General features: G+C 66.5%; 12 protein-coding genes. All 12 read right to left on the bottom strand.

All coding sequences use genetic code 11. The features are described from left to right. A partial coding sequence (locus AAG801_RS11225) for a hypothetical protein (RefSeq protein ID WP_341888439.1) occupies positions 1-1,377 on the bottom strand: 1,377 nt, incomplete at its 3' end. 34 nt (positions 1,378-1,411) lie between these two features. Further along, complete coding sequence (locus AAG801_RS11220; protein WP_192195842.1) at positions 1,412-2,749, bottom strand: HlyD family type I secretion periplasmic adaptor subunit; 1,338 nt, start codon at positions 2,747-2,749, stop codon at positions 1,412-1,414. Positions 2,750-2,784: 35 nt separating this feature from the next. Continuing rightward, complete coding sequence (locus AAG801_RS11215; RefSeq protein ID WP_341888438.1) at positions 2,785-4,467, bottom strand: type I secretion system permease/ATPase; 1,683 nt, start codon at positions 4,465-4,467, stop codon at positions 2,785-2,787. 31 nt (positions 4,468-4,498) lie between these two features. Continuing rightward, on the bottom strand, positions 4,499-4,768 hold the full coding sequence (locus AAG801_RS11210; protein WP_101491977.1) for a hypothetical protein: 270 nt from the start codon (positions 4,766-4,768) through the stop codon (positions 4,499-4,501). 41 nt (positions 4,769-4,809) lie between these two features. After that, the gene (locus AAG801_RS11205; RefSeq protein ID WP_341888437.1) at positions 4,810-15,804 is read right to left on the bottom strand and encodes a peroxidase family protein; all 10,995 of its coding nucleotides are present in this window, start codon (positions 15,802-15,804) and stop codon (positions 4,810-4,812) included. A 496-nt stretch (positions 15,805-16,300) separates the two neighbouring features. Continuing rightward, complete coding sequence (locus AAG801_RS11200; RefSeq protein ID WP_341888436.1) at positions 16,301-16,738, bottom strand: hypothetical protein; 438 nt, start codon at positions 16,736-16,738, stop codon at positions 16,301-16,303. Positions 16,739-16,752: 14 nt separating this feature from the next. After that, positions 16,753-17,526 carry a response regulator transcription factor gene (locus AAG801_RS11195; protein ID WP_341888435.1) on the bottom strand — a complete coding sequence of 258 codons (774 nt, stop codon included), beginning with the start codon at positions 17,524-17,526 and terminating at the stop codon, positions 16,753-16,755. 842 nt (positions 17,527-18,368) lie between these two features. Then, positions 18,369-19,055, bottom strand: a complete 687-nt coding sequence (locus tag AAG801_RS11190; RefSeq protein ID WP_341888434.1) for a response regulator transcription factor — start codon at positions 19,053-19,055, stop codon at positions 18,369-18,371. Positions 19,056-19,091: 36 nt separating this feature from the next. Next, the gene (locus AAG801_RS11185) at positions 19,092-20,777 is read right to left on the bottom strand and encodes a histidine kinase (RefSeq protein WP_341888433.1); all 1,686 of its coding nucleotides are present in this window, start codon (positions 20,775-20,777) and stop codon (positions 19,092-19,094) included. A gap of 375 nt (positions 20,778-21,152) precedes the next feature. Beyond that, positions 21,153-21,623: a hypothetical protein gene (locus AAG801_RS11180; protein WP_101491982.1), complete on the bottom strand. Its 471-nt coding sequence runs from the start codon at positions 21,621-21,623 to the stop codon at positions 21,153-21,155. A gap of 378 nt (positions 21,624-22,001) precedes the next feature. Further along, positions 22,002-23,330 carry a DUF5666 domain-containing protein gene (locus AAG801_RS11175; RefSeq protein ID WP_341888432.1) on the bottom strand — a complete coding sequence of 443 codons (1,329 nt, stop codon included), beginning with the start codon at positions 23,328-23,330 and terminating at the stop codon, positions 22,002-22,004. A 5-nt stretch (positions 23,331-23,335) separates the two neighbouring features. After that, complete coding sequence (locus AAG801_RS11170; protein ID WP_101491984.1) at positions 23,336-24,169, bottom strand: DUF6502 family protein; 834 nt, start codon at positions 24,167-24,169, stop codon at positions 23,336-23,338. Positions 24,170-24,241 lie beyond the last annotated feature (72 nt).

Genomic DNA, 24,241 nt, shown 5'->3' with positions numbered 1-24,241 from the left:
GTCGCGCAGCGGGCGCAGCACGCTCGGCACCACGCTCAGGTCGGGCGTCGGGGGCTGGCGATCGATGATGAACTTGAGCACGCGCGTGCCCGGCGACTGCACCACGCCGGGCCGGCGGGTGTCGACCTGCGTCAGCTGGTTGACCAGGTAGAGCGTGGTGTTCAACGGGAATCGCGAGAAGTCCACCACGATGTCCGCGCGCTCGGCCGGGGCGATCCGCACCCTCAGCTGGTTCACGATCGGTGCCGGCAGCAGGTTGCCGTCATTGGCGATCTGGGTGTACGGGTACACGATGGTGCCGCCCGTGTTCTGCAACACGAACTCGTAGAAGCGCGAAGGCCCGACGTTCAGCAGCCGCAGCCGGTACTTGCGGCGTGCGACGCGCAGCACCGGTTCGATCTTGCCGTTGACCACCACCTTGTCGCCCAGCACACCCTCGGGATTGAGCTCGTCGAAGGTCAGGCGGCCGCCCGAGTCGAATCGCTTGTCCGAAAAACTCAAGGGGTAGTCGTATGCGCCGCTGGGCAAGCGCAGCCCCGTGGTCTCGTCGCCGGTGTCGAGCGCGTCGAAGACCATGTAGCGCCCGAACATGCCCTTCAGCACGTTCGGTGCCGTCACGCCTTCCGTGTGGTCGTGATAGAAGAGCGACCCCAGGGCTTCGCGCGAATCGCCGAGGCCTCCGAACTCGTCGAAGCCGGCGTAGAGGTTGGGATAGAAGTGATCGTTGAAGGTCCCCGGCGCGGTCAGCGTCACGCCGCCCTGGACGGCGCTGTAGAAATCGCTCGCGTAGCCATCGCTCTCCGACGGCGTGTGCATGTTGTGCAGGTGCGTGCTGATCTCGGGCGAGCCGAATCCCGTGTGGTTCTGCGGCAGCTGGTTGCGGATGCGGCAGATGACCGACTGCCCGTAGCGCGCATGGATCGTGGGGCCCGGCGTGGTCGCCCCCGGCGTGTTGCCTTCATAGCCCCAGATGGGCTGCGGGGGGTAGTAGGGGTTGTTGCCGTTGAACAGCCAGGCCGGGTTCTCCTTGGCCGTCAGCTGGAACAACAGCGGCGTGCCGGCCTTGCCGGGCACGGTCAGTTCCGCGTAGCGCTGGTGCGGCGCACGCCCGCACTCGCCGCCTGCGATGTTCGCGTTGAGGGTCGGGGCCGGGGTCAGCGTGGCGAGCGGCGCGAGCGGCGTGATCTGGTTGGGCAGGTCTTCGACCCACGGCGTCGTCGGCGGGCTGGGCGGCAGCGGCGTGGGCTGTGCACTGGCCTTGCCCGAGGTCAGGACCATGGGGGCCGCCGTGGCTGCCAGCGAGGCCTTCAGGAACGTGCGTCTCTTGCTGTAGGCGACGGGCGTCACGGGGTCGTGGTGATTGGAATCCTTGCGCATGATGTATTCCCCTCGTTGACAAAGAACAGACCCGCTACATCTGCCGTCCCGATCGGCGGATCGTGGAGGTAATGGGTTCGACGACGTACTGGAGCGCGGTCTGCGAGACGCCCGCGATGTAGACCTCGGCGGGCATGCCCGCCTGGAGCTTGAAGTCGCCGATGGCCCTGAGCGACTCGGCGTCGGCCAGGATCATCACGCTGTAGTAGGGCAGGTTGGTCTGGCGTTCGATCAGCCGGTCGCCGGCGACATAGGTCACCTTGCCCGTGACCATCGACGTGTTGCGGTACTTGAAGGCGGTGAACTTCACCCGCGCATGCTGGTTGAGGTGCACGTTGCTGATGTCTTCCGGGCGAATGCGCGCCTCGATCATCAGCTGGGCGTCGCTGGGCACGATGTCCGCAATCGCCTCTCCGGGCCCGACCACCGCGCCGGGCGAGGTGAACTTCAGATCGATCACTTCGCCGCTGGCCGGAGCCACGACAACCTGCCGCTGCGCCGCGTCGTTCGACTTGCGCTGCTCCTGTTCGATCTCGCCCAGGCGCTGCGTGGTGGCCTTGAGCTGGTCGCTCGCGGCCTTCACGTAGTCGTTGCGGATCGACTGGATTTTCAGGTCGATCTCCACCAGGCGCTGGGCGGCACGCGCCAGTTCCGTGCGCCGCTCTTCGAGCTTGGCCGCGTACTCCATCACCACCGATTCGAGCTGGGAGATCCGGCTCGACGAAATGAACCCTTCCTGGATCAACCCGCGGTTGGCCTCCAGGTCTTGCCGCTGCAGGGCGAGCGAGTTCTGCGCCTGCGCGATCTGCGCGTGCACGGCGACGATTTCCTGGTGCACGCGATCGCGCTGCGTTCTCATGAGCGTCGCCGCGCTGTCCAGCGAATGGCGCTGGGCCTGGAACAACGCCGTTTCCTTGAGCAGGGCCTGACCGATGCGATCGTCCTGCTTGGCCGCGCGCAGCAGGTCTTCGGGGAAGGCGAGCGTCTTGGCGACGGCCTGCTCAGCCTCCAGGCGCACCAGCATGGCACGCTCCAGATGAACGCGATAGCTCAGGCGGTTGCGGTCGGCGTCCACCCGCACGTCGCCCAGGACCAGGATCGGATCGCCGGCTTTCACATGCTGGCCGTCGCGCACCATGACTTCGCGCACGGTGCCGCCTTCCAGGTGCTGCACCGGACGGCGATTGAGGTCTACCTTGACGAATGCGGGGGCCACCACCGCCATCGAGAGCGGGGCGAATCCCATCCACAGGCCCAGGGGCAGGATCGCGCCGAGGATGACCCAGCATCCGCTTCGCGCGAGGCGTCGCGCATGTTCCCGGCTGCTGCGCGTGGCGGCAACGGGAGGCATCGGGAGTGTGGCGGTGCTCATGGTGCATGTCCTTGTTCGCAACGGCGGCGCGGCGCTCAGGCGGCCTTCTGGTCCACGATCGCCTGGGCCTGGCGCTGCATGTCCCGCATCACCTCGCTCGCCGGGCCGAACTGCTGGATGCGGCCCGCGGCGAGCACCAGGATCTTGTCGACGTGGGCGATCAGCGACGGGCGGTGGGTGACCACGACCGAGGTCACGCCCGCCTGGCGCAGGCCGCTCATCGCCTGGGCGAGCGCGACTTCTCCCGCGCCGTCCAGGTTGGAGTTCGGCTCGTCCAGGATCACCAGCTGCGGGTTGCCGTACAGCGCGCGGGCGAGCGCGATGCGCTGGCGCTGGCCCGGAGACAGCCGCGAGCCGTGTTCGCCCACCGGCGTGTCGTAGCCCTTCGGGAGGGTCAGGATCATCTCGTGCGCGTTGGCGCGCAGGGCGGCGGCAACCACCGCTTCGGAGTCCACCTTGTCCAGGCGCGCGATGTTGTCCGCCACGCTGCCGTCGAACAGCTCGACGTCCTGGGGCACGTAGCCGATGTAGGGGCCCAGTTCTTCGCGCGGCCAGTACGACACGTCGGCGCCGTCCAGGCGGACTTTGCCGCTGCTGGGACGCCACACGCCCGTGAGCACGCGCGCGAGGGTGGACTTGCCGGCCGCGCTCGGGCCGACGATGGCCAGGGCCTCGCCCGGCGCCAGGGAGAAGACGATGTTCGAGAGCACCAGGGTGTCCGAGCCGGCCGCACGGTACGAGATGTTCTCTGCGCTCAGGCGTCCTTCGGGGCGCGGCATGGCGACATGCGGCTCGCTGCGCTCGAAGTCCTGCGACAGTTCCTGCAGGCGACCGTAGGCCGCCCGCGCTTCGATCAGCGTGCGCCAGCTGCCCACGAGCTGCTCCACCGGCTGCACGGCGCGACCCAGCAGGATGCTGGTGGCGATCATCACGCCGGCGGAAGCCTGCTGGCTCAGCACCAGGTACGCGCCCAGGGCCAGCATGAGAATCTGTATGGCCTGGCGCGCGGCCTTGGTCCCGGCGGTGAACGCCACGGTGCTGCGGCTGGCGCTGGTCTGCATGGCGGCGATCTGGTCCTGCAAGGCCCTCCAGCGCACCAGCAGGCGCTTGGTCATTCCCAGGGCCTGCAGCACTTCGGCGTTGCGCAGCGAACTCTCGACGTATTGCGCCGCACGGCGCCCTTCGTTCTGCAGGTTCTCCAGCGACCTGCGGCTGATGCGGTCGTTGAGCCAGGCCAGGCCCAGCATGAGGACCGCGGAGAACGCCGCGCCCAGGCCGAGCGCGGGGTGGAACATCCAGATCACGAACACGTACACGAACACCCACGGCGCATCGAACACCGCAATGAGGCCGTTGGCGGAAAACACGGCGCGCAGCGCGGCCACATCGCGGATGCCTTCCGTGCGCATGCCGGTCGGAGTGCGGGCGGCACGCTCCACGATGGCGCAGACCACCGGCGGGGAGAGTCGCTCGTCCACCATGATGCCCACCACGTTCTGCAGCCGGGTCCGCACGTAGTCCAGCAGCAACAGGATCAGCAGCGCCACGCCGGTCCCGGCGAGCAGCACCAGCAGCGTTTCATGGCTGCTGGTCGAGATGACCCGGTCGAACACCTGCAAGGTGAAGAACGCGGGCACCAGGAACAGCAGGTTGATGAAGAAGGAGAACGCCGCGATGTAGAGCAGCAGCGGTCGCAGTTCCATCCACAGGGTTTTCATGTGCGTCTCCTGTGGTTCTGTGGGGCGTTGCTCAGTTGACCCGCTGGTCTTGCGCTGCGGCCTGCGCCGCGGCTTCCAGCGACTTCACCCGCCGCACCAGCCGCTCGATGGTCACCATCTGCGCCGAGTAGGCGCGCGACAGCTGCTGCGTCGCATCGCACAGGCTCTGGATGGCGACGCTCAGCTCGTCCTTCTTGGCGTTGACCATGCCGATGCGCGACATGACCAACGTCGCGACCTCGCGCGGGTCGGAGATGGAACGAGGGGCCTGCTGCGGGCTTGCGTTGTTTTTCTCGTCCATGTCGTTCTCCGTGATCGAGGTCGTTGAAACGTCGGCGGCGCTCATGCCGACAGCACGAAATCGGCCTGCGTGATGGTGTTCGTGCCGACCCCGTTCACACCCATCATCAGGATGCTTTCCAGGCCGTCGAACTCGATCAGCGTGTTGGCCCCCAGGTCGGTGATGGACACGTTGGCGGCAAAGTTGCCCGCGTTGATTCCCATCGCGGAGATGTCGAGCCGGTCCTGCCCGTTGAGCAGGTTCCCGCTGGCATCGAAACCGAGGATCGTGTCGTTGCCGAACCCCGCCGCGAACACGAAGACGTCGTTCCCCGTGCCGCCGTCCATGGTGTCGTTGCCCGTGCCGCCGGTCAGCCGGTCCGCGCCCGCCCCGGTGTTGAGGGTGTCGTTGCCGCCGGCGCCATCCACCACGTTCGCGGCATTCAGGAGGGCCACGGGCGCGAAGGTGATGCTGTCGTTGCCCTGGCTGCCGATCACGTTCTCCACCGAGTTCAGCGTGTCGGTGCCAGTCTCGGCGCTGGTGGCGGAGGTCGGCGTGACCGTCGCACCGGCCGAGGTGGCGGACAGGTCGTAGGTGTCGGTGCCGATGCCGCCGGAGTAGCTGTCGTTGCCGTCACCCACCGTGGCGACGAAGGTGTCGTCGCCCACATCGCCGTTCACCGTGTCGCTGTCCAGCCCACCGGTGAGCCTGTCGTCGCCCGCCTGGCCGTTGATGGTGTCGTTGCCCGAGCCACCCAGCACGATGTCGTCGCCGCCCCCCGCGCTGATGGTGTCGTTGCCGCCCTGGCCGTCGATGAAGTTCGCGCCGCCGTTGACGACGATGGTGTCGTTGCCCTGGCTGCCGATGATGTTCTCCATCGTGTTGAGCGTGTCGGTGCCGATCTGTGCGCTCGTAGCAAGGTTGACCGTCACCGTCGCGCCCGCCGTGGTGGCCGACAGGTCGTAGGTGTCCACGCCGGCCCCGCCGACATAGCTGTCGTTGCCGTCGCCGATCGTCGCGACGAAGAGGTCGTTGCCGCCCCCGCCGTTCAGCGCGTTGGCACCGGTGTTGCCGGTCAGCGTGTCGTTGCCGGCACCGCCGGTCACGTTCTCGATGTTCGCCACCGATTCGAATCCCGTGGCCGCGCCGGTGGCCAGGTTCACGGTGACGGCCGTGGTCGTGGCGCCGTAGCTCAGGGTATCGGCACCGCCCTGGAGGTCGGCCGTGACCGCCTCGACGCCGGTGACGCTGCCGCCCGCAATGGACGCGATCGCCGTGCCCGCCAGGACCACCGCGAGCGTCTGGCCCAGCGCCGTGCCCGCGATCGTCAGCCGGTCGTTGGCGCCCGCGCCGCCGTTGATCGTGTCCGCGCCGTCGCCGACGATGTAGTGGAAGAGGTCGTCTCCCGCACCGCCGTCGACCGTGTCGTTGCCGGCGCCGCCGGTGAGCGTGTCGTTGCCCTCGCCACCGGTCACGGTGTCGTTGCCGCCGCCGGCGTCGATGACATCGTTCCCGCCCTGGCCGTCGATCACGTTCGCACCGCCATTGACGACGATGCTGTCAGCGCCCTGGCTGCCGATGAAGTTCTCGATGGCGGAGAGCGCATCGGTGCCCGTCTGCGCGCCCGTGGCGGTCGTCGGGGTGATCGTCACGCCCGCGGTAATCGCGGACAGGTCGAGCGTATCGACGCCGCCGCCGCCGGCGTAGCTGTCGTTGCCGTCGTTCACCGTCGCGACGAAGCGGTCGTTGCCGCCACTGCCGTTGAGCACGTTGGCCAACGCATTGCCCACGAGCACGTCGGCGCCATCGCCTGTCGTCACGTTCTCGATGCCGGCGATCGAGGTGAAGCCCGAGGCCGTTCCGGCCGTGAGATTCACCGAGATGGCGGCGGCACTGGTGTAGGTCAGGGTGTCCACGCCGGCCAGCAGATCGGCCGTGACCGATTCGACATTGCTCACCGTGCCCCCGGCCACCACCGTGAGCGAGGTGCCGTTGTAGCTCACCGCGAGCGCGTCGGCCCCGGCCGTTCCGATGACGTTCAGGGTGTCCAGCCCCGCGCCGCCGTCGACGGTGTCCGTGCCTTCGCCCATCGTGTAGTTGATGGTGTCGTTGCCGGCGCCGGCCACGATGCTGTCGCTGCCCGCGCCGCCGTCGATGAGGTCGTCCTGGCCGAGGCCGTTGATGGCGTCCGCGCCGCCGCCGCCGAAGATCACGTCCTGGCCTTCAGTGCCCGTGAGGATCTGGGCGGCGGCGTTGGCCGCAATGAAGTCGCCCGTGACCACGGTGGCTGCGGAGCGCACCGTCTCGAGCGCGCCCGCATCGTCCGTGAAGCTCACCGTCAGGCGCAGTTCTCGGTTGACCTGGTCGGCGCCCGGCGTGAAGGTCGCCAGGGTGGCGCCCGCGATGGGCGTGAACCCGGCGCCACCGCCGCCAACGCCCGTATTGACGGCCTGCTCCCATTGGTAGCTGAAGACGGCCCCCGTCAGCCCGTCCACGTCGCTGATGCCGAGGGTCGATGCCGTGAGGGTCTGGCCTTCGGTCGGTGTGGTGTCGCTGATCGTCGGCTGCCCGGTGGCCGCGGCGTTGAGGGCGAGCGGCGCGGTGGCGGCGGAGTACACGTTCTCCAGCACGTCGTTGGCATCCTTGTAGACCGCCCGCACGCGCAGTGCCAGGCCGAACTCGAAGGTGCGCGGCGTGAAGCTCGTGCCGGTGGCCCGGGCCACCTCGCCGCCGGCGTTCTCGATCAGGATGTCCTCGAAGATGCCGGGGCGAACCTCGGCCTGCCAGTAGTAGGCGATGGGGCCGGTGATCGCACCGTCGGGGTTGGTCTCACTGACGTTGTCCGGGTCGGTCACGCCCAGGGCCGACACGGTGAGCGTCGCGCCCAGGGTGGGCGTGGTGTCGCTGATCGTCAGCTGGCCTTCGGGGTCGAAGTTGAAGCCTTCTTCGGCAATGAACGCCGCACCATCGGAGAACTGCAGGCGCTCGATGTTGCGCACCACGTCGATGCCGTCGGAGCCGGCCACGCCGTCCACGACATGGCTGACGCGCCAGACATCGTTCTCGAGGAAGGTGATCTCGTAGTTGCCGAACACGTCCGAGAAAACGGCCGTGTCGAAGTCCGGCCCATCCGACATCAGGATCTCGCGGGCAATGGTGAGTTGCCCCGGGTTGTAGGTGCCGTTGAAGACCAGCCTCTGCAGCGCCAGGTCGGTCATGGTGTCGTAGCTCGCGATCTCGGCGCCGGTGCCATCGGCGTTCTCCCGCACGCTGATGCGCGCGTTCAGCCGGGCATCGCCCTCGATGATGTCGTTGCCGCCGCGGCCCTCCAGCAGGTCGCTGCCACCGCCGCCCAGGATGATGTTGCCGGCGAACGAAGTCACCGGCCCGTCCATCTCCATGCCGACCCCGAGCACCTCGTCCAGAAGCTCCTGCAGGCCGTCGATGAGTTCGATGTGGGTCAGCACGCTGCCGGTGGTGCCCGACAGCGCCATCTCGGCCGGATTGTTGTCGTCGCCGCGCAGGACGTCGGCATGCGCCGAGCCCGACATGCCCTCGACCGAGGTGAACCGCGCCAGCACGGTCGCGTTCGAGAGCGGCACGGGCGTTTCGTCGAAGGCGCGAAGGAACAGGTCGGCCGTGACGCCGAAGGCATCGTCCTTGAATCCGGCCCAGTCGAAGCCGGAGCCCCCTTCGTAGCGGTCCACCTGTCCGCCGTTGCCGAACATGATGTCGTCGCCGCCTTCGCCGTCCATCCGGTCGGAGATCGAGTTGCCGATGAAGACGTCGTGGCCCACCACCTGGTCGCGGGCGAAGGCGTCGAAGTTCTCGCCGGCGCTGCCGTCGGCCATGCCGTGCTCGATCCAGTCGTCACCCTCGTTGCCGAAGACGAACTCGTTGGCCCGGGCCCCGAGGATGAAGTCGTTGCCCGTTCCGCCGAACGCCTCGGACGGATCTTCGCCGGTGACGATGAAGTCGTTGCCGTGGCCGCCCAGGATCAGGTTGAGGCCGTTGCCGCCGTGGATGGCGTCGTTGCCGTCGCCGCCCTGCATGTTGTCGTCGCCACCCAGGTCCGTCATGATGTCGTCGCCGGCCCCGCCGAAGACGAAGTCGTTGCCATCGCCGCCTTCGAGCCGGTCATTGCCGGCGTCGCCCCAGAGCGTGTCGTCGCCCAGGCTGGAGATGATGGTGTCGTTGCCCGCGGTGCCGCCCAGCACGACGTGGTCCTCGCCGCTGTACTGCAGGTAGTTGGCGTCGGCCGCGTCGGTGCCCGGGTTGTTGCGCAGCACCACCGGCGTCAGGCTGCCTTCGCCCGTGGGATCGTCGCGCCCGCCGAGCCCGAGGCCCGTGAACTGCCGGGACGAATCCACTTCCAGCGTGTATCCCGGCGTCGTGAAGATGTCGCCTGGCAGGTGCTCGGCATCGGTGTTGGCCATCACCATCCGGGCGAAAGAGTTGTTCTCCAGCTCGGTGAGGAAGTTCAGGCCCTGCGTGCGCTCCAGGTAGTAGAAGCGGTCACCGTCCTGGAGCTTCTCCATCTGTTCTTCAAAGACGAAGTTGAAGGTCGAGCCGAGCAGCCCGCCGAAGGGCATCTGCTTTTCGGCCAGGCCGCCGATCCACAGGTCGATGTCGTCGACGCCGGTGGTCGTGATGCCGGCCTGGTCGGCGTAGGCATTGCGCCCGAACAGGAAGTCGAGCCGGTCTTCCGGCGCACCGATGCCGCCGTAGACCAGCGCCACCGCCGCCGCGCGCTTCTCGGCCAGGGTGTCGGCGGCGGCCAGGCTGGCGTGCACGCCGTAGGCTGCAATGAAGTTGACCACCGAGGCTTCATGCTTGATGTGCTCCATGAAGTCGACCCAGTTCGCGTAGGGCTTGAGCTGGCTGTCTCCGGTCACGCCATAGAAGTCGCGCCGCGCGGCGTTGAGTGTCGGCACGCCGGTGTCGCGCCCGCGCACGATGTTGATCGTCGCCAGGTCGAGCGGCAGGCCCAGCAGGTTGTTGCGCAGGGCCTCGGTCACGAACTCGTCGATCTCGTTGCCTTGCTGGCGCGTGAGGCCACGCGCCAGGGCACCGGCGGCTTCATCGGCCGTGATGCCGCCTGCAGCGAACGCGAGCGGGTTGAGGAAGGCCTCGATCAGCCCGAGCTGCTGGGTCGGGTCGGCCGCGCCGCCGATCACGTTGAAGTCGACGTCGAAGCGGTCGACCGTTTCCGTCAGCATCGAGTGGCCGAAGCGGTACACCGTGTGGGCGAACTCGGCGACGATCGACGGATCGATCTCGGTGTCGTAGACCTGGGTGGCGGCAAAGAAGATGTCGATCTGCGGCTGCACCTTGCGCGCGAATTCCTCGAACACCAGGTGCTGGTACTGCATCTCGGTGCCGAAGCGGGCCGCCTGGAACAGGCGTTCGCCGTCCCAAGAGCCGTCGGGCAGGTGCCATTCGGCAATGAAGGCCGCGTCGCCCGAGGCCATGATCACCGCCTTGGTGTGCTCGACCAGCCGGTTGTGCTCGGCATGGAACACATGGTGCATGCCGGTCAGTGCGATGTTCTCGTTGACCCGCCCGTCGCCGGCGATGAAGTGCGCGTCGAGCAGCTCGTCATCGTAGAAGCCCGCGGCCGGCGTGCCGCCGACCACGTCATCGGCATCGGCCGTCAGCGCGACGCCCTGGCTGCTCACCGGGTTGGCGGTGTGGGCGATGTCGGCCAGGAACACATGGCCCGTGCGCACGGCCAGGCTCGCATCGATCGGCGTGCCCGGCGAGCCCGATGCCAGGGTGCCGCCAGCCTGCAGCACGATCTGCGCGAAGCCGGTCACCGGGTCGGGGATGAAGTTGCCGTACTCGTCGGCCGCCAGCAGCGGCAGGTTGAGCGCGTCGGCATTGTCCAGCGCAATGCCCAGCAGGTCGCGCGCCTGCGCCTTGACCACCGCCCAGGTGGCCATGCCACCCAGTTCGATGTCGTCGGCCGTGCCGAAGAGGCCGTCGGCGCCGAGGTCGCGGTTGGTGATCAGCCGTCCGGTGGCCACCGGCTTGCCTTCGGCGTTGAGTTCATAGGCGCGCAGGAAGACCTGGTGCGAGGGATGCGAACTGTAGGTCTGGTTCTGGTCGATGAACGGTGTCGTGAGGCTCCTGGCCTCGTGCGTGGTGTCGTCCGCGGTGCCCATGACGCCGTCTTCACCGGGGCCGGCCACCTGGGTGGCGCGCGTCAGCACCAGGAAGTTGCTGTTGCCGCCCGGCACGTAGAGCGGGTCGTCGGGCTGCAGCGGGACGAAGATGGTGCCGTTGCCGCCCTTGGCCACGAGGTCGAGGCCGTGGTCGAAGAACTGGCCGAAGAAGGTCATGAAGGCGTTGAACGGCGCCGACAGGCCTTCGTCCGGCGCCGTGTTCGGAATGACCAACAGGGTGCCGACAGGAATCGCCACGCCGTCCAGGTCGTACAGAACGCCGTCCACCAGCGTGCCCAGGCCCGCGTCGACGAACGCGCTCACCGCCGCCGGGTTGTTGCTCGTCATGTCGACGATCAGGTTGCTGATGACGCGAGGGTCGGCATCCACCACATGGCCGCTGGTGCCGTAGTCGGTGTTGGTGAGCGTGGTCCCCGGGCCGAGGTTGATGGTGTCGCCGTCCTGGTCGTTGAGGAACACCGGATCGACCAGGCGCGGGAACACCTGGTCCGCGGCGCCAAAGCCGGACTGGCCCTGCACCAGGTTGTTGTAGGAGCCGTCCACCGTGCGCAGGCCGAGCGGCGCGCGCGCGTTGTCCAGGATGTCGGTCAGTGCCTCACCGCTGGCGTGTCGCTCCGAGATCTTGATCTGCTCCAGGATGAACTGGAGGTCGGACTGGAGGAAGCGCACGCCCGTGCTGTCGACCAGCGCGGAGGAGGGCGGTGGCGCCGGTGGCACGACGGTGGCCACGCCGGAGACGGCGGCGGTGGGCGTGGAGTACACGGTTTCCAGCACGCCGTCGGCATCGCGGTAGACGGCCCGCACCCGGATGGCCAGGCCGTCGAAGGGCGCGGTGACCCGGAAGGTCGTGCCGTTCACCGTGGCGGGCTGGCCGCCGCCCAAGTCGATGATGTCGCGGAACACGCCCGGCGCACGCACTGGGTCGGCCTCGTACTGCCACGTGTAGCTGATCGGCCCGGTGACCGTGCCGCCAGGGTTGTCCGCATCGGTGAGGGCGGCCGACACGCTCAGGAGCTGGTTGATCTGCGGCGTGTCGTCGCTGATCGTGACCGAGCCGCCCGGTGCGTTGTTGCTGCCGGACAGCAGCTCGACGGCGTCGGAGAACTGCAGCCGCTCGATGTTGCGCAGGGTGTCGGTGCCGTCGGTGCCGACGTTGTCGGTCACGATGGTGCGGCCGTCGGCGCCGGTGGTGATGGTGTAGTTGGCGCGCGGCCCGGAGAACATCGCGGTGTCGTAGTCGGTCCCGTCGGACATCAGGATCTCGCGCACGATGCTGAGCTGGCCCGGGTTGATCTCGCCCGAGAGCATGCGCGGCACCAGCTCCTTCAGGCTGTCGACGCTGGTCAGGCCAGGCACGCCCGAGACGGCGATGCGCACGTTGAGCCAGGCGTCGCCGTCGATGATGTCGTTGCCGCCGCGGCCCTCGATGAGGTCGCTGCCGTCGCCGCCGAGGATGATGTTGCCTTCGCCGAACGAGGTCATGCCCGCGGGCAGAATGTCTTGCAGGCCGTCGATCAGCGCAATGTTGGTGAGCACGCTGCCGGTCCAGCCGGCCTGCAGGATCTCGACGGCGTCGGCGTCGTCGCCGCGCAGGAAGTCGGCGAAGGCCGATCCCGACAGGCCTTCGGTGAAGGCGAAGCGGTCCATCATCGCGGCGTTCGAGTTGACCACCGGGGGCACCACGAAGTCGTTGACGATCATGTCGGCGGTCACGCCGTACTTGTCGAACTTGTAGCTGGCCCAGTCGAAACCGGAGCCGCCGTCGAAGTGGTCTTCGCCGTCGGAGCCGGTGAAGATGTCGTCGCCGCCTTCGCCGATCAGCTCGTCGAAGCCGCCGCCGGAGATCAGGACGTCGTTGCCGATGACGCTGTCTTTCACGAACGGATCGGCGCTGTCGCCGGTGGTGCCGTCCTGGGTTCCCAGCTCGATCCAGTCGTGGCCCTCGTTGCCCAGGGTCGGCAGGTTGCCCTTGCTGCCCAGGACGAAGTCGTTGCCCTGGCCGGCGAAGACTTCGGAGACGTCCTCGCCGGTGACGATGAAGTCGCTGCCGTCTCCGCCGATGATGAGGTTCGCGCCGTTGCCGCCGTGGATGACGTCGTTGCCCTCGTTGCCCTTGAGCACGTCGTCGCCGCCGCGGTCCGTGATGATGTCGTCGCCCGCGCCGCCTTCGACCTGGTCGTTGCCGTCGCCGGACTCGATGCGATCATTGCCGCCATCGCCGTAGATCGTGTCGTCGCCGATGCTGGCAATGAGGGTGTCGTTGCTATCGGTGCCGCCGAGCACCACGTGTTCGTCGCCCGTGTAGCGCAGGTAGGTGGTTTCCACGGCCGCGGTCGTGGGGTCGTCACGGATCACCAGCGGGGTGAGTTCGGTGCCGCCCTCGGTCGGGTCGCCGTGGCCGTCCAGGCCGATCCCGGTGAACTGGCGCAGCGTATCGACTTCGAGAATCAGGCCCGGCGTCGAGAAGATGTCGGCCGGAAGGTGCGTGGCGTCGGTGTTGAGCATCACCAGCTTGGCGAACGTGTTGTTCTCCAGCTCGGTGAGGAAGTTCATGCCGGCCAGGCGCGAGAGGTAGTAGAAGCGGTCGCCGTTCTGCAGCGCCTCCATCTGCGACTCGAAGACGAAGTTGAAGGTCGAACCGAGCAGGCCGCCGAAGGGCATCTGTTCTTCGGCCAGGCCGCCGATCCACAGGTCGATGTCATCCACACCCGTGGTGGTGATGCCGTTGACCATCGCGTAGACGCCCGTGCTGTTCAGGAAGGCGAGACGGTCCGCCTCGTCCGCGGTGAAGGTCCGCTCGCTGGCCGTCCCTGCGTTGAGGACGACGCTGCCGCCGAAGACGAGTGAGCCCGCCACGGCCCGCTTCTCGGCCATCGTGTCGACGTCGGCGGCTGTCAGCGCGGCATGCGTGCCGTACGCCGCAATGAAGTTGAGGACGGAGGCCTCGTGCTTGAGGTGCTGGGTGAGATCGACCCAGCTCGTGTAGGGCCGCAGCTGCGGGTCCGCGGTCGAGGCGTAGAACTCCCGGCGTGCTTCATTGAGCGTCGGAATGCCGGTGTCCCGGCCGCGCGCGATGTTGATGGCAGCGAGGTCGAGCGGCAGGCCCAGGAGCTGGTTGCGCACCGCGTCGGTGACGAACTCGTCGATCTCGTTGCCCACCTGCCGGGTCATGCCGCGCACGATGGCGCCGGCCGCTTCCTCCGGTGTCAATGTACCGTCGTTGTTGAACCCGAGCGGGTTGAGGAAGGCATCGACGAGCGCGAGATCGCTCGACAGGAAATTGGGATCCAGCCGGTCCACGGTCTCGGTCAGCATCGTGTGGCCAACGCGGAAGACGGCATGCGCAAACTCGGCGACGATCGCCGGATTGATCGTCGTCTGGTAGTTGGTTTCGGCCAGGAAGGCGTCGACGTTCGGCTGCATCTTGCGTGCGAACTCTTCGAACACCAGGTGCTGGTACTGCATCTCCGTCGCGAAGCGCGCGGCCTGGAAGATGCGCTCGCCGTTCCATGAGCCGTCGGGCAGCTGCCATGAGGCGATGAACGCGGCGTCGCCGCTTGCCAGCACCGTCGCCTTGATCTCTTCGGCCTGCCGGTTGTGCTCGGAATGGAACACGTGATGAACGGCGGTCAGGGCCACGTTCTCGTTGCCGCGGCCGTCGCCGGTGATGAAGTGGCGATCGAGGAGTTCGTCGTCATAGGTGCCGGGTTCCGAGAGGCCGACAGCGGAGTCGCTGTCGGGCGCCAGCACGCCGGCCACGAACACGGGCGCCGCGGCATGCGCGATGTCGTTCAGGAAGGCATGGCCGGTGCGAACGCCCACGCTCGCGTCGATGGGCGCGCCGGGCGTGCCCGAGGCCAGCCCGTTGCCGTCCAGGTCCAGCGGCCCGCCGACGTCGGCGGCTCGCAGCACGATCTGCGCGAAGCCGGTCACCGGGTCAGGAATGAACTTGCCGAACTGGTCCGTCGCCAGCAGGGGCAGGTCCAGCACGTCGGCGTCGTCGAGCTGGATGCCGAGCATCAGCGCCTGCGCCTTGACCTGGGCCCAGTTGGCAAGACCACCGTCGGTTCCATCGAGAAGGCTGCCCGTGGCCACCGGGCGGCCATTGGCGTCGAGAACGTACTCGCGCAGGAACACCTGGTGCGAGGGATGCGAGGTGTAGGTCTGGTTCTGGTCGACGAAGGGCGTCGTCTGGTTGGTCTGGTCGCCGTTCTCGTCGCGTATGGCGCGCGACAGGATCATGAAATTCGGGGCGCCTGGGGCCGTACTGAACAATGGGTCGTCCGGCTGCAGCGGCATGAAGATCATCTCGGTGCTGCTCTTGTTGACCAGGTCGAGGCCGTGGTCGAAGAACTGGCCGAAGAAGGTGAACCATGAGTTGAAGGGCGCCGAGAGGCCTTCGTCGGGCGTGACGTTCGGAACCTCCAGCAGCGTGCCGGGGGGAATGACGACGCCCTGCAGGTCGTACAGGACGCCGGCCCCGTCGAGCGTTCCGAGGCCCGCGGCCACGAAGGCGCTCACTGCCGCGGGGTTGTTGCTGGTCATGTCGGCGACCAGGTTGCTGATCAGCCGCGGGTCGGCATCGACCACATTCCCGGCGCTGCCGTAGTCGGTGTTGGTGATCCCCGCGAAGGCGTCGTCCTGCTCGTTGCTGTAGGTCTGCGGCACCAGCTGGGGAAACGGGTTGTCGGCCGAGCCGTAGTCGGTCTGGCCCGGCATCAGGTTGTTGTACGACCCGTCGACCGTCCTCAGGCCGAAGGGCGCAAAGGTGTTCGGGACCAGGCTCGCGGGGTCCGCGCCCGCTGCTTGTGCTTCCGCAATGAGAATTTGTTGAAGAATGAATTCGAGATCGGATCTGATCAGCGTGGCCATTTCTATTCTCCTCAAGACGAACGACTTTCAATGCAGCCCCGATCCCGCCTACATGGCAAAAAGGCTCATGTAGCGTGGCTCAGGAGTGACCGCGCGCCTGGAATTACCAGCCGCGGGTTTTGCGAGGGATTGAGGCAGTGCGTGACTTGGTGGCGGTCACGCCTGAGGAACTGTTACGTTCGTCGTCGGCCACTCAGGCACCGCAACGGGGCGGTGTCGAGGACATGCATTGCGCGATGTCGGCTGGACGCAATTCCGACAGGGAGATGAAGCCCGCATCTCAGGCGGACCTTGATTCGACACTTGTTCATGCGATACCCCCACCATTGATCTTGGTAACAAGAATCTGGGTCGGCACGCCGAGAGTCGTTGCCGCTGATAAGCGGTCGGCAACCGGTGGTCGATTGGTTGTCTTCGTAAACGAAGGTGCTAATTATGAGAGTCCATCTTCAGAAATGCAACTTTCTCACATACAAATTAACTGACTGGCGCCTGACTAGGAGCGTCCGAGCCAAAAAAAAACTGCAAACGCCGCGACACCGGCCGAAATCAGGGCGATCAGCGCCATTTCCGCATCTGCCCCATTGTTTTTGGGGGACACCGGAGCGGAAGGGGGAGGGCTTTCATTGCCGTGTTGCGGGCTCGCGAAGGGGCTGTAGACGGCTGAGCCGGGACGGTCCGGGTCACCGCTTCCTGAAGCCGTCGGCGCGTCGGGAGAAGCCGTCACCACGGCCGCGTCATTTGCGACTTCTCCGTCTGGAACGCCGCCATCGGGGTTCTCTTGCGCAGCATCGGCTGCAGACGCAGCTTCCGACGCGATCGCCGGGTTCGCGCACAAGCCCTGCGTTGCACAGGCCGCGACAAGCAGTGCCTGAACGAAGGGCCGCTTGTCGAGAGCGCGGCGAGGACGGTCGGGGAAATCGATCGGGGTCATGGGGTCGCAGCCTCTCAGATCAGGCCCGTGTGAACGGCGAAGTTCACCGCCTGGGCGCGCGAATGCACATGCAGCTTCTTGTAGATGCTCTTGATGTGCACGTTGACCGTCTGGCCGGTGATGCCGAGCTTGGCGCCGATCTCCGCGGAGACGTAGCCTGAGGCCACGCAGCGCAGGACCTCGCTCTCGCGTGGTGTCAGCGTCATGTCGCGCGACGGCGATCTCGGCGGCGGTGACGCCGGGTCGGCGACCGGCGCGCGAGGGTGGTAGTCCAGGCGGTGCAGCAGGCGCCGCGTGAGTCGAGGCGTGATCGCGGCACCGCCGTTCACCACGTGCAGCACGGCATCGGCGAAGCTTTGCAACCAGGCGTTCTTCAGGAGGTACCCCATCGCGCCCAATTCGAAGGCGCGCAGCACGTGGGCATCGTCCTCGAGCGAAGAGATCACGATGACCTCGCTGCTGCGGTGCAGACGGCGTGCCTCGGTGATCAGCTCGAAGCCCATCTCGTCGCCCAGCTGCAGTTCGAGCATCAGCACATCGAACGTGTGCGTGGCCAGCAGTCTGCGCCCCTCGCGAACGCTGTCGGCCTGGCCTTCGAGCTGGATGCGCAGGTCCGACAGCAGCTCCTGGGCGATCACCCGGCGCATGTACTCGTCGTCGTCGATGAGCAGCACGCGCACCGGCGATTTTTCCTGGCCGATCAGGAAATCCGGCCACAGCCTCGCGGCGGGCGCGCAGATGCCGGCAGAGGCCTTTTCGCCCGAGCTGATGAGCCTGTGGTCAAGCATGTTCTTGCCCCGGTTGGCGTGAGCGACGCAGGCCGGTCGTTTCGGGCGCGGTCGGGCAGACGAAAAGGTCGTCCGGCGAGGGCTTCGGGGCCACTCCCCCCATCGGCGGTGAAGCAGTTTGGGGTTTCATACATTCTTCAAAAGAAAATGAGAGGCACGTGCCGAATTGGATATTTTTCTTTGAGTTTTGAGTGGAATTCAATTCGGACTGAGGCTCACGCAATCCTATGAAGTTGACGCAGCGGTTGCGCGGGTCTTTTGCTCCTGTTTGTGGAAAGACATGAGTGTTTCAAAATGGAACTACCTGAACCATGACGTTCGATATACCTAATTTTCCTGTTTTTGAAGGTTGGGCGAAAAATCAGCGCATTGTCAGTCGTGCGAGCAATCCCGGTGTGAAGTCGGAATGCGTGGATTTATGAGGGAAAATTTTGAAGAATATGAAATTAATCAAATATCGAATACACGGCAAATGGAATATTTCAGGATTGTGCGAATTGCAAATATCATAAAACCATTTGAAACCACGGAAATAATTTGATTTTAATCGCCAAATTCAATTTTATCATTTGACGCCATCAATTGAATAAATCAAACCTCGCCTTCATTTTATTTCTTTGGTGTTTGGTCGTGATTTAAATTAAATTGAAATTCGTTGTTCTTTAAAACAACGCGAGATGCGGTGCCGGGTCTTTTCCCCTCTGCCACACCGGTGCGCTCCCGCACGCTACCGAATCGCCGCAAATGGAGATCGGAAAGCGGGGAAATGGCTGATCCCGGGGAGGCAGGCCGGCGTTGTGCGGCCCGCAGTGAGTACCCCCGGGGCGCGGGGCCGGCGCGTGTCAGTGCGCCATCGCGTCGAGGCGGTGCTTGACGGCGTAGATGTACAGCTCGAGCCGGTTCGTCACGCCGAGCTTCTGGTAGATCGACGTGAGATGGTTGCGCAGCGTGTGTTCGGTGACGAAGGTCTGCCCGGCCAGGGTCTTGTTGGAGGCGCCGCTGCCTTGCACCACGGTGCGGACGATGTCGCGCTCCTTCTGGGTCAGGCTGGCCTGCTTGGCAGACTCGGGGTCGGCTTTCGGTGGTTTCTTCACCGAGGTGAGTTCCGAGAGCACGCGGCCCATGGTTTGGGCGTCGACGCAGAGTTCGCCGTGGTGCACGCGTTCGATCGCATCGAGCACCTGCTCGGCCGACGCGTCCTTGCGCATCACGCCGCGCGCCCCGCGCAGCACCGCAAGATCCAGGGTGCGCTGCTCGCGTTCGCCGGTCAGCACGATGACGCGCGACACCTCGTTCGACAGCAGCTGCGGCAGGATGTTGAGCGCGCATTGGCCGTCCAGGTCGAGGTCGAGCACGATGACATCGGGAACCAGGCTCTGCGTGTGCGCCACGGCTTCTTCGCAACAACTGGCAGTGCCGACGACCTTCATGCGCGGCTGTTCGCCGTCGATCAGCCGGGACAGGCCCCACAGCATGGTCTGGTGATCGTCCACCAGCAGGACGCCGATGGGATGGGCTTCAGTTTGCATGAGGGGCTCCTCGGGGTGTCGTCGTGCTTTTTTCTGTCAGATGGGGATTTCGATCAGCACCTGGGTGCCGCCGCCCCTGCACCGGCTGACCTGCGCGCGGCCTCCGAGCGCCGCGGCGCGGTCGCTGAGGGAGCGGGGCCGGAAATCCGCGAAGTTCTCGTCTTCGCCGCCTTCGTTCTCGATGCGCAGGTGCAAGCAGCCGTTCCGGCAGCCGATGCGCACGCTGCCGTGCCGCGCCTGCGTGTGCTTGCAGATGTTGTTGAGGCCTTCGCCCACCATCTGCAGGACCTCCGCGGTCATCCGGTCGTCCAGGCGCACCTGGCCTTCGACGTTCACCGAGATCTCGATGCCGTAGATACCCTGGATGCGGGCGGCCTGGCTGTACAGCTGGGGCAGCACGAGGCCGCACGAACTTTCTGCGCCGTCCTTGACCGCGCCGGCAAAGCGCCGCAGGTCGGCGATCACGCCGCTCGCCACCTCGGCGAGCTTGTCGAGGTCTTCGAGCAGCGGGTTGTCCGCGGCGGCCTTCTTGCGCAGGGCACACAAGCCCATGCGCAGCCCGATGTAGGGCTGCACGGCCGTATCGTGCAGGTCCAGCGAGATCTTCAGGCGCTCGGTCGCGGCCGCTTCGGAGGCCATGCGGTCGAGCACCTCGATGGTCTCGATGACCGGGAAGATCTGTTCCATGAGGTGCGCGAGAAACAGCGCGTCGGACTTGCTGAAGTGGCCGTTGCGCGACGAGATGAACACACGCCCCTCGCCCAGCCGCAGCGGCAGCGCGGCGCTGATGAACGCGCGGGCCTCCAGCATGGCGGCCACCGCGGCACTGCGCGTGGCGCCGTCGCGGTCCTCGGGGCGCCAGCCGGTCGCGCCGGGTCCGTGCATGTGGCTGCGCGCAAAGAACAGGTTCAGGGGCCAGGGCAGGCGGTTGCTCAGCACGGTGTGCGGATGCTCGAGCGCCATGAGTGGCGACTCGGCGATGCCCCCGAGCGTTTCGACGCCGACGTGCTCGCAGGTGTCGTCCTTGCGCAGCGTGCGCAGGGTCCAGTTGCCGGTGGCGGTGTCGCGCATCATGAGGATGCAATGGCTGGCCTTGAAGAAGGCCAGCGTCTTTTCCATCGTGCGGGCGATGGTGCGGCCCGCGCCGAAGCGCGGGTTCGACAGCTGGCTGATGTCGCCCAGGAGGGCCAGGCGCCGCTGCAGGATGAGCTTGGAGCCGCCCCAGTGCACGATCATGTGCCCCAGTGCCAGCAGGAAGGTCGTGCGCATCAGCAGCTGCGGGGCGTCGTCACCCGTGCTCGTGCCGAGCCCGCAGGCGGCGAACGAAGCGACCGAGACGACCGTGACACGGGCGCCTTCCTCGAAGCCCCAGCGGAACGAGGAGGTCAGGATGGCGAAGAAATAGAACAGGAAGAACAGGCTGTGCACGCCACCCGTCACGAAGACGATCAGCGTGAACCACATCACGTCGGACCAGTGAACGGCCTTGCCCTGGACATAGCGCCAGCCCCCCTGCGTGCAGGCGTGCACCAGCACGCTATGCAGGAGGTATCCGCAAAAGGCCAGCCAGACCGCGCTCGCCACCGGTTGCCGGGCCGGACCCGCATCGACCGCCATGGCCAGCACGGCCGAAATCGACAGCACGAGCCGCATCCGGGCGGCCATGAGGGCATCCGTCGACAGGCTGCTGTCGAGGCTGGGGGCAGAGACGGGGGCGCGCATGAAATGGCTTCCTTCGCATGGACCGATTCATGCGCCGCAGGGCCCGAAACTCAGCTGTAACAGCGTGGCGTTCATTTCTTCTGGCGAATGACGTGGTGTATGTGAAGGTTTCACATTACTGCTTTGGTTTTCGAAAGGAACCTTGTGAGTGATCTGTGACGTCTGTTGCGCTTGGTTGCAGTTGCATCGCCGACAGGCTTTTTTCATCGCTGCACGAGGAGCGCTCGCCTCGGCCAAGGGCTGCTGCAGGGCAAACGGGTACCCGTTTCATGGAGGTGTGGGGGAGGGGATGCGAGGGGGCGATGGACGTGTGCGCCGGACGCAGAAATCCATCAGCGCGCCAGGTCTGGCACGCCGAGCGACCCGGGCTCGGATTCAGGTTCGCCGTGGCACCAGCGCCGTCCGTCCCAGGGGCGTGACCCGCAAGACGGTGGCCTGCCGCAGCTTCTGCCGTGCACGGCAGATCGGGGGGAGGGTGGCCTCCACCATGCCGGCGGCTTCAAGGACCGCCACGGAGTTGATCTCCGACGGGTCCTCGGTATGGAGGGGAAAGGTCGAGTTGCCGATCCTGCGCAGGTAATCGAGCGGCATGACGCTCCATTGGGGGCGTTCTTCATGGACTGAAGTGCCGCCACCGCAGAGCGTGGCGGCCTCCGCATGCCCTTCGTCCGTGATGGCGAAGACCTGGGCGCTTTCGTACCGCTGGTACCCGAAGTTGTCGACATGGAACTCGGCTTCGATGAGTCCAGTCGCCACCAGCACCGATGCATGCCGGATGTCTGCTTCCGCAGTGAGCATGACCGGAAAACGCTTGTTCAGAAGCCGAAGAAGAAGGACGAGCGGCATGCGGTGCTCCTCGGAGTGTCAGCAGCGCCGGCTGGCCCGGCAGCGAACAGGTATCCGATGCGCAGCCCCGCAAGGGGTGGCATCCGTCAGGCGTGGGCCTGCGATGCCAAGGGGGCGCAACGGTCGCACTGAACTCGCTGGGACAGACACGGAAGCCACCAATGTAAAAAATGTGATTTTTTCACTTTAGTCCCTTTTTCGTACTTTCGCCACGAGTTTGGAGACAGATGGCCGAAGGTGTTATCTGGCCCGCGTGCGCGCAGGCCCGCCGCGGTGCGGCGATGTCGAACTGAATGGGAACGTCCCGGCTTCGCCTGCCGCCGGGAGGGGCGGGCGATGCGACCGGATAGCGGCAGGGCGCTCCGCCGCGACCTCAGGTCAAGGGGTGGTGAATGTCACCCGTTGGGCGATCAGAACGCCGTCGACCACCCGGTCTCCGACGACGGTCACACGCTGGCCGTTGGCCAGGTTCGCGGCGGTGCCGTTCTCGAACACGGTACCCGGTCCGCTGGCGTCCACCGGCTGGCCCTGGACCCGGAAGTAGGCGGGCGACTGGTAGCCGCCGATGGCGCCGATGAGCGTGAACGATGCCGGCCCGCCCGTCCCCGGCACATGGCGGATGCGCAGCTTCTTGACGACCAACACCCCGCCGGACATGAAGCCGTCGACCTCGACCTTCACGCCGTTGCCGAGCGAACCGACAGGGCCGCCCGTGATCTGTGCGTTGGTGGCGTCCACCGGCGTGCCCAGCACCTCGAAGGCGCCGCGCGAGGCGAAATCGGTGATGACCCCCGCGAGCTGCAGTGCGATGCCGTTGCTCACCGGTATCGCGTACCACCCCTCCACCTTGGTCGCCGTGAACGCGCTGCCGAGCGGCGCGGCAGTGCCACGGGCGCGCACGATGACGCCGTTGGCCAGCGACGAGGCGTCGATGCCCGCGAAGCTGGCGCCGCCATAGCTGACCGTCAGTTGGCCGAGCGTGAAGGTCTGGTTCGTCGCATCGAGGTTCTCGATGGCGCCCGTGACCAACGGGGCGGTCGGCGTGGGCGCAATCTGCACGCGGGTGGCGCGCAGCGTGCCGGGCGCACCCGGCAGCCCCCACACCTGGATGAGGCTGCCATCGGCCACGCTGGCGAGCCCGCTCGTGTTGGCCCAGACCGTGGCTGAATCGATGCTCACGCTGATGCCCATCACGTCGAAGCTGCCGGCGCCCACATCGATGCGCGAGACGGCACCGCGCAGTTCGGCAGCCGACACGACCTGCGTCGCAATGCCGCGGGTGAAGTTGGGGTCGACCTTGCCGGCGACCCGCGCGCTCATGCCGATCTGGAGTTCGGTGGCGTCCTCGACGGTGATCGTGGCCGTGGCGGTGTCGTAGCGCAGGCCGTTCAGGATGATGCTGCCCAGGCCGTCCGCCGCGCCGATGCCGGCCGCGTCCGCAGTGACGCCGGTGCCGCCCGAGCCGACACCGGAGCCGTCGGTGTTGCCGTTGCTGGCGGTGTCGCCAGAGCCGGCCGTGCCCGTACCGGACCCGGTTGAATCCCCGCCTGAGCCCGTGCCCGTGCCGCTCGGGCCGTCACCGATCGCGGTGCCCGTACCCAGGCCCAGGTTCGATGCCGAGCCACCACCGCCGCCGCCGCAGGACATCAACAGGGCCATGAGGCCGGCCGATAGCAAGCCGAGCATGAGCCGGCGAGGTGTCTTCATCGTGCTCATGATGTGCGCTCACTTTCAGAGGACGTGGGCGGGGGCGGTGTGCCCTCGTCTTCGTAGTACGTGTAGATGCCGACCCGGATCCGCCCTTTGGCGCGGGCCGACGCGCGGTCGACCGCCTGCGCCATTTCCTGTGCGAGCTCGTGGTGCAGGGCGGACCAACGTTCGCGCACCAGGCGATGGATCTGTTCGCAATCGTGTAGCGATAGCCCGCGCGCGTACACCGCGCGCTCGAGCATGCGGGGCTGCTCGCCCAGCGTGTTGGACACGGCCGCCAGCAGGTGGTCTCGTCCGTTGTCGCCCAGAAAAGCCAGCATGGATTGCAGGTCTTCCACGGGCACGAAACCATCGGTGGTGAGTTCGGCCACGCCTTCGTTTTCGGTCACCATGTTCAACCGGATCAACTCGTCGAGGATCGTGCGGTGGTGAACGTTGCCGCGGCTGCTCAGGCGCGCGACCGCCTCGAACGAAGGTGCCGTGTGGCCCGCCGTGACGGGCAGGCGCCGGAACGAAGCGTCTTCGGTCAGCATCTGCAGCCACAGCGTGAACGTCTTGGCCGCGGCCGACAGCTCGGTGTGTGGCAGGGGATCGACGGTGGCGCGGACCTTGGCGGTCACCGCCTTGCGGTTCAGGCCCGTGGTGACGGACAGCTGGCTCAGGTTGGGCTTGGGAACACCCTGGGTACGCCAGGAGTGCTGCGCTTCCTCGATCAGCAGGTCGCGCAGCAACTCCTCCAGGTGGGGATGCTTGACCCCCATCGCGAGGGCGAGCCTGACCACGGGTCTGAGGATGCGTGAGCAGGCCGCGAGGGCCCAGTCCAGCCGTTGTTCCATGACGCGACGTGTAGTCCTGAAAGTGCGATGCCGACAGGATCGGAGGCGGCGCCTCCGACCACCATCAACGCC

Source organism: Variovorax sp. YR752 (assembly GCF_943372545.1).
The sequence above is the reverse complement of the archived record's forward strand: the minus strand, read 5'-3'. Positions and strand labels throughout refer to the sequence as shown.

What these genes read in the sequence shown, in the direction of transcription:
- AAG801_RS11220 (WP_192195842.1), bottom strand. Translation starts at nt 2,749, where the DNA reads ATGAGCACCGCCACACTCCCGATGCCTCCCGTTGCCGCCACGCGCAGC.
- AAG801_RS11215 (WP_341888438.1), bottom strand. Translation starts at nt 4,467, where the DNA reads ATGAAAACCCTGTGGATGGAACTGCGACCGCTGCTGCTCTACATCGCG.
- AAG801_RS11210 (WP_101491977.1), bottom strand. Translation starts at nt 4,768, where the DNA reads ATGGACGAGAAAAACAACGCAAGCCCGCAGCAGGCCCCTCGTTCCATC.
- AAG801_RS11205 (WP_341888437.1), bottom strand. Translation starts at nt 15,804, where the DNA reads ATGGCCACGCTGATCAGATCCGATCTCGAATTCATTCTTCAACAAATT.
- AAG801_RS11200 (WP_341888436.1), bottom strand. Translation starts at nt 16,738, where the DNA reads ATGACCCCGATCGATTTCCCCGACCGTCCTCGCCGCGCTCTCGACAAG.
- AAG801_RS11195 (WP_341888435.1), bottom strand. Translation starts at nt 17,526, where the DNA reads ATGCTTGACCACAGGCTCATCAGCTCGGGCGAAAAGGCCTCTGCCGGC.
- AAG801_RS11190 (WP_341888434.1), bottom strand. Translation starts at nt 19,055, where the DNA reads ATGCAAACTGAAGCCCATCCCATCGGCGTCCTGCTGGTGGACGATCAC.
- AAG801_RS11185 (WP_341888433.1), bottom strand. Translation starts at nt 20,777, where the DNA reads ATGCGCGCCCCCGTCTCTGCCCCCAGCCTCGACAGCAGCCTGTCGACG.
- AAG801_RS11180 (WP_101491982.1), bottom strand. Translation starts at nt 21,623, where the DNA reads ATGCCGCTCGTCCTTCTTCTTCGGCTTCTGAACAAGCGTTTTCCGGTC.
- AAG801_RS11175 (WP_341888432.1), bottom strand. Translation starts at nt 23,330, where the DNA reads ATGAAGACACCTCGCCGGCTCATGCTCGGCTTGCTATCGGCCGGCCTC.
- AAG801_RS11170 (WP_101491984.1), bottom strand. Translation starts at nt 24,169, where the DNA reads ATGGAACAACGGCTGGACTGGGCCCTCGCGGCCTGCTCACGCATCCTC.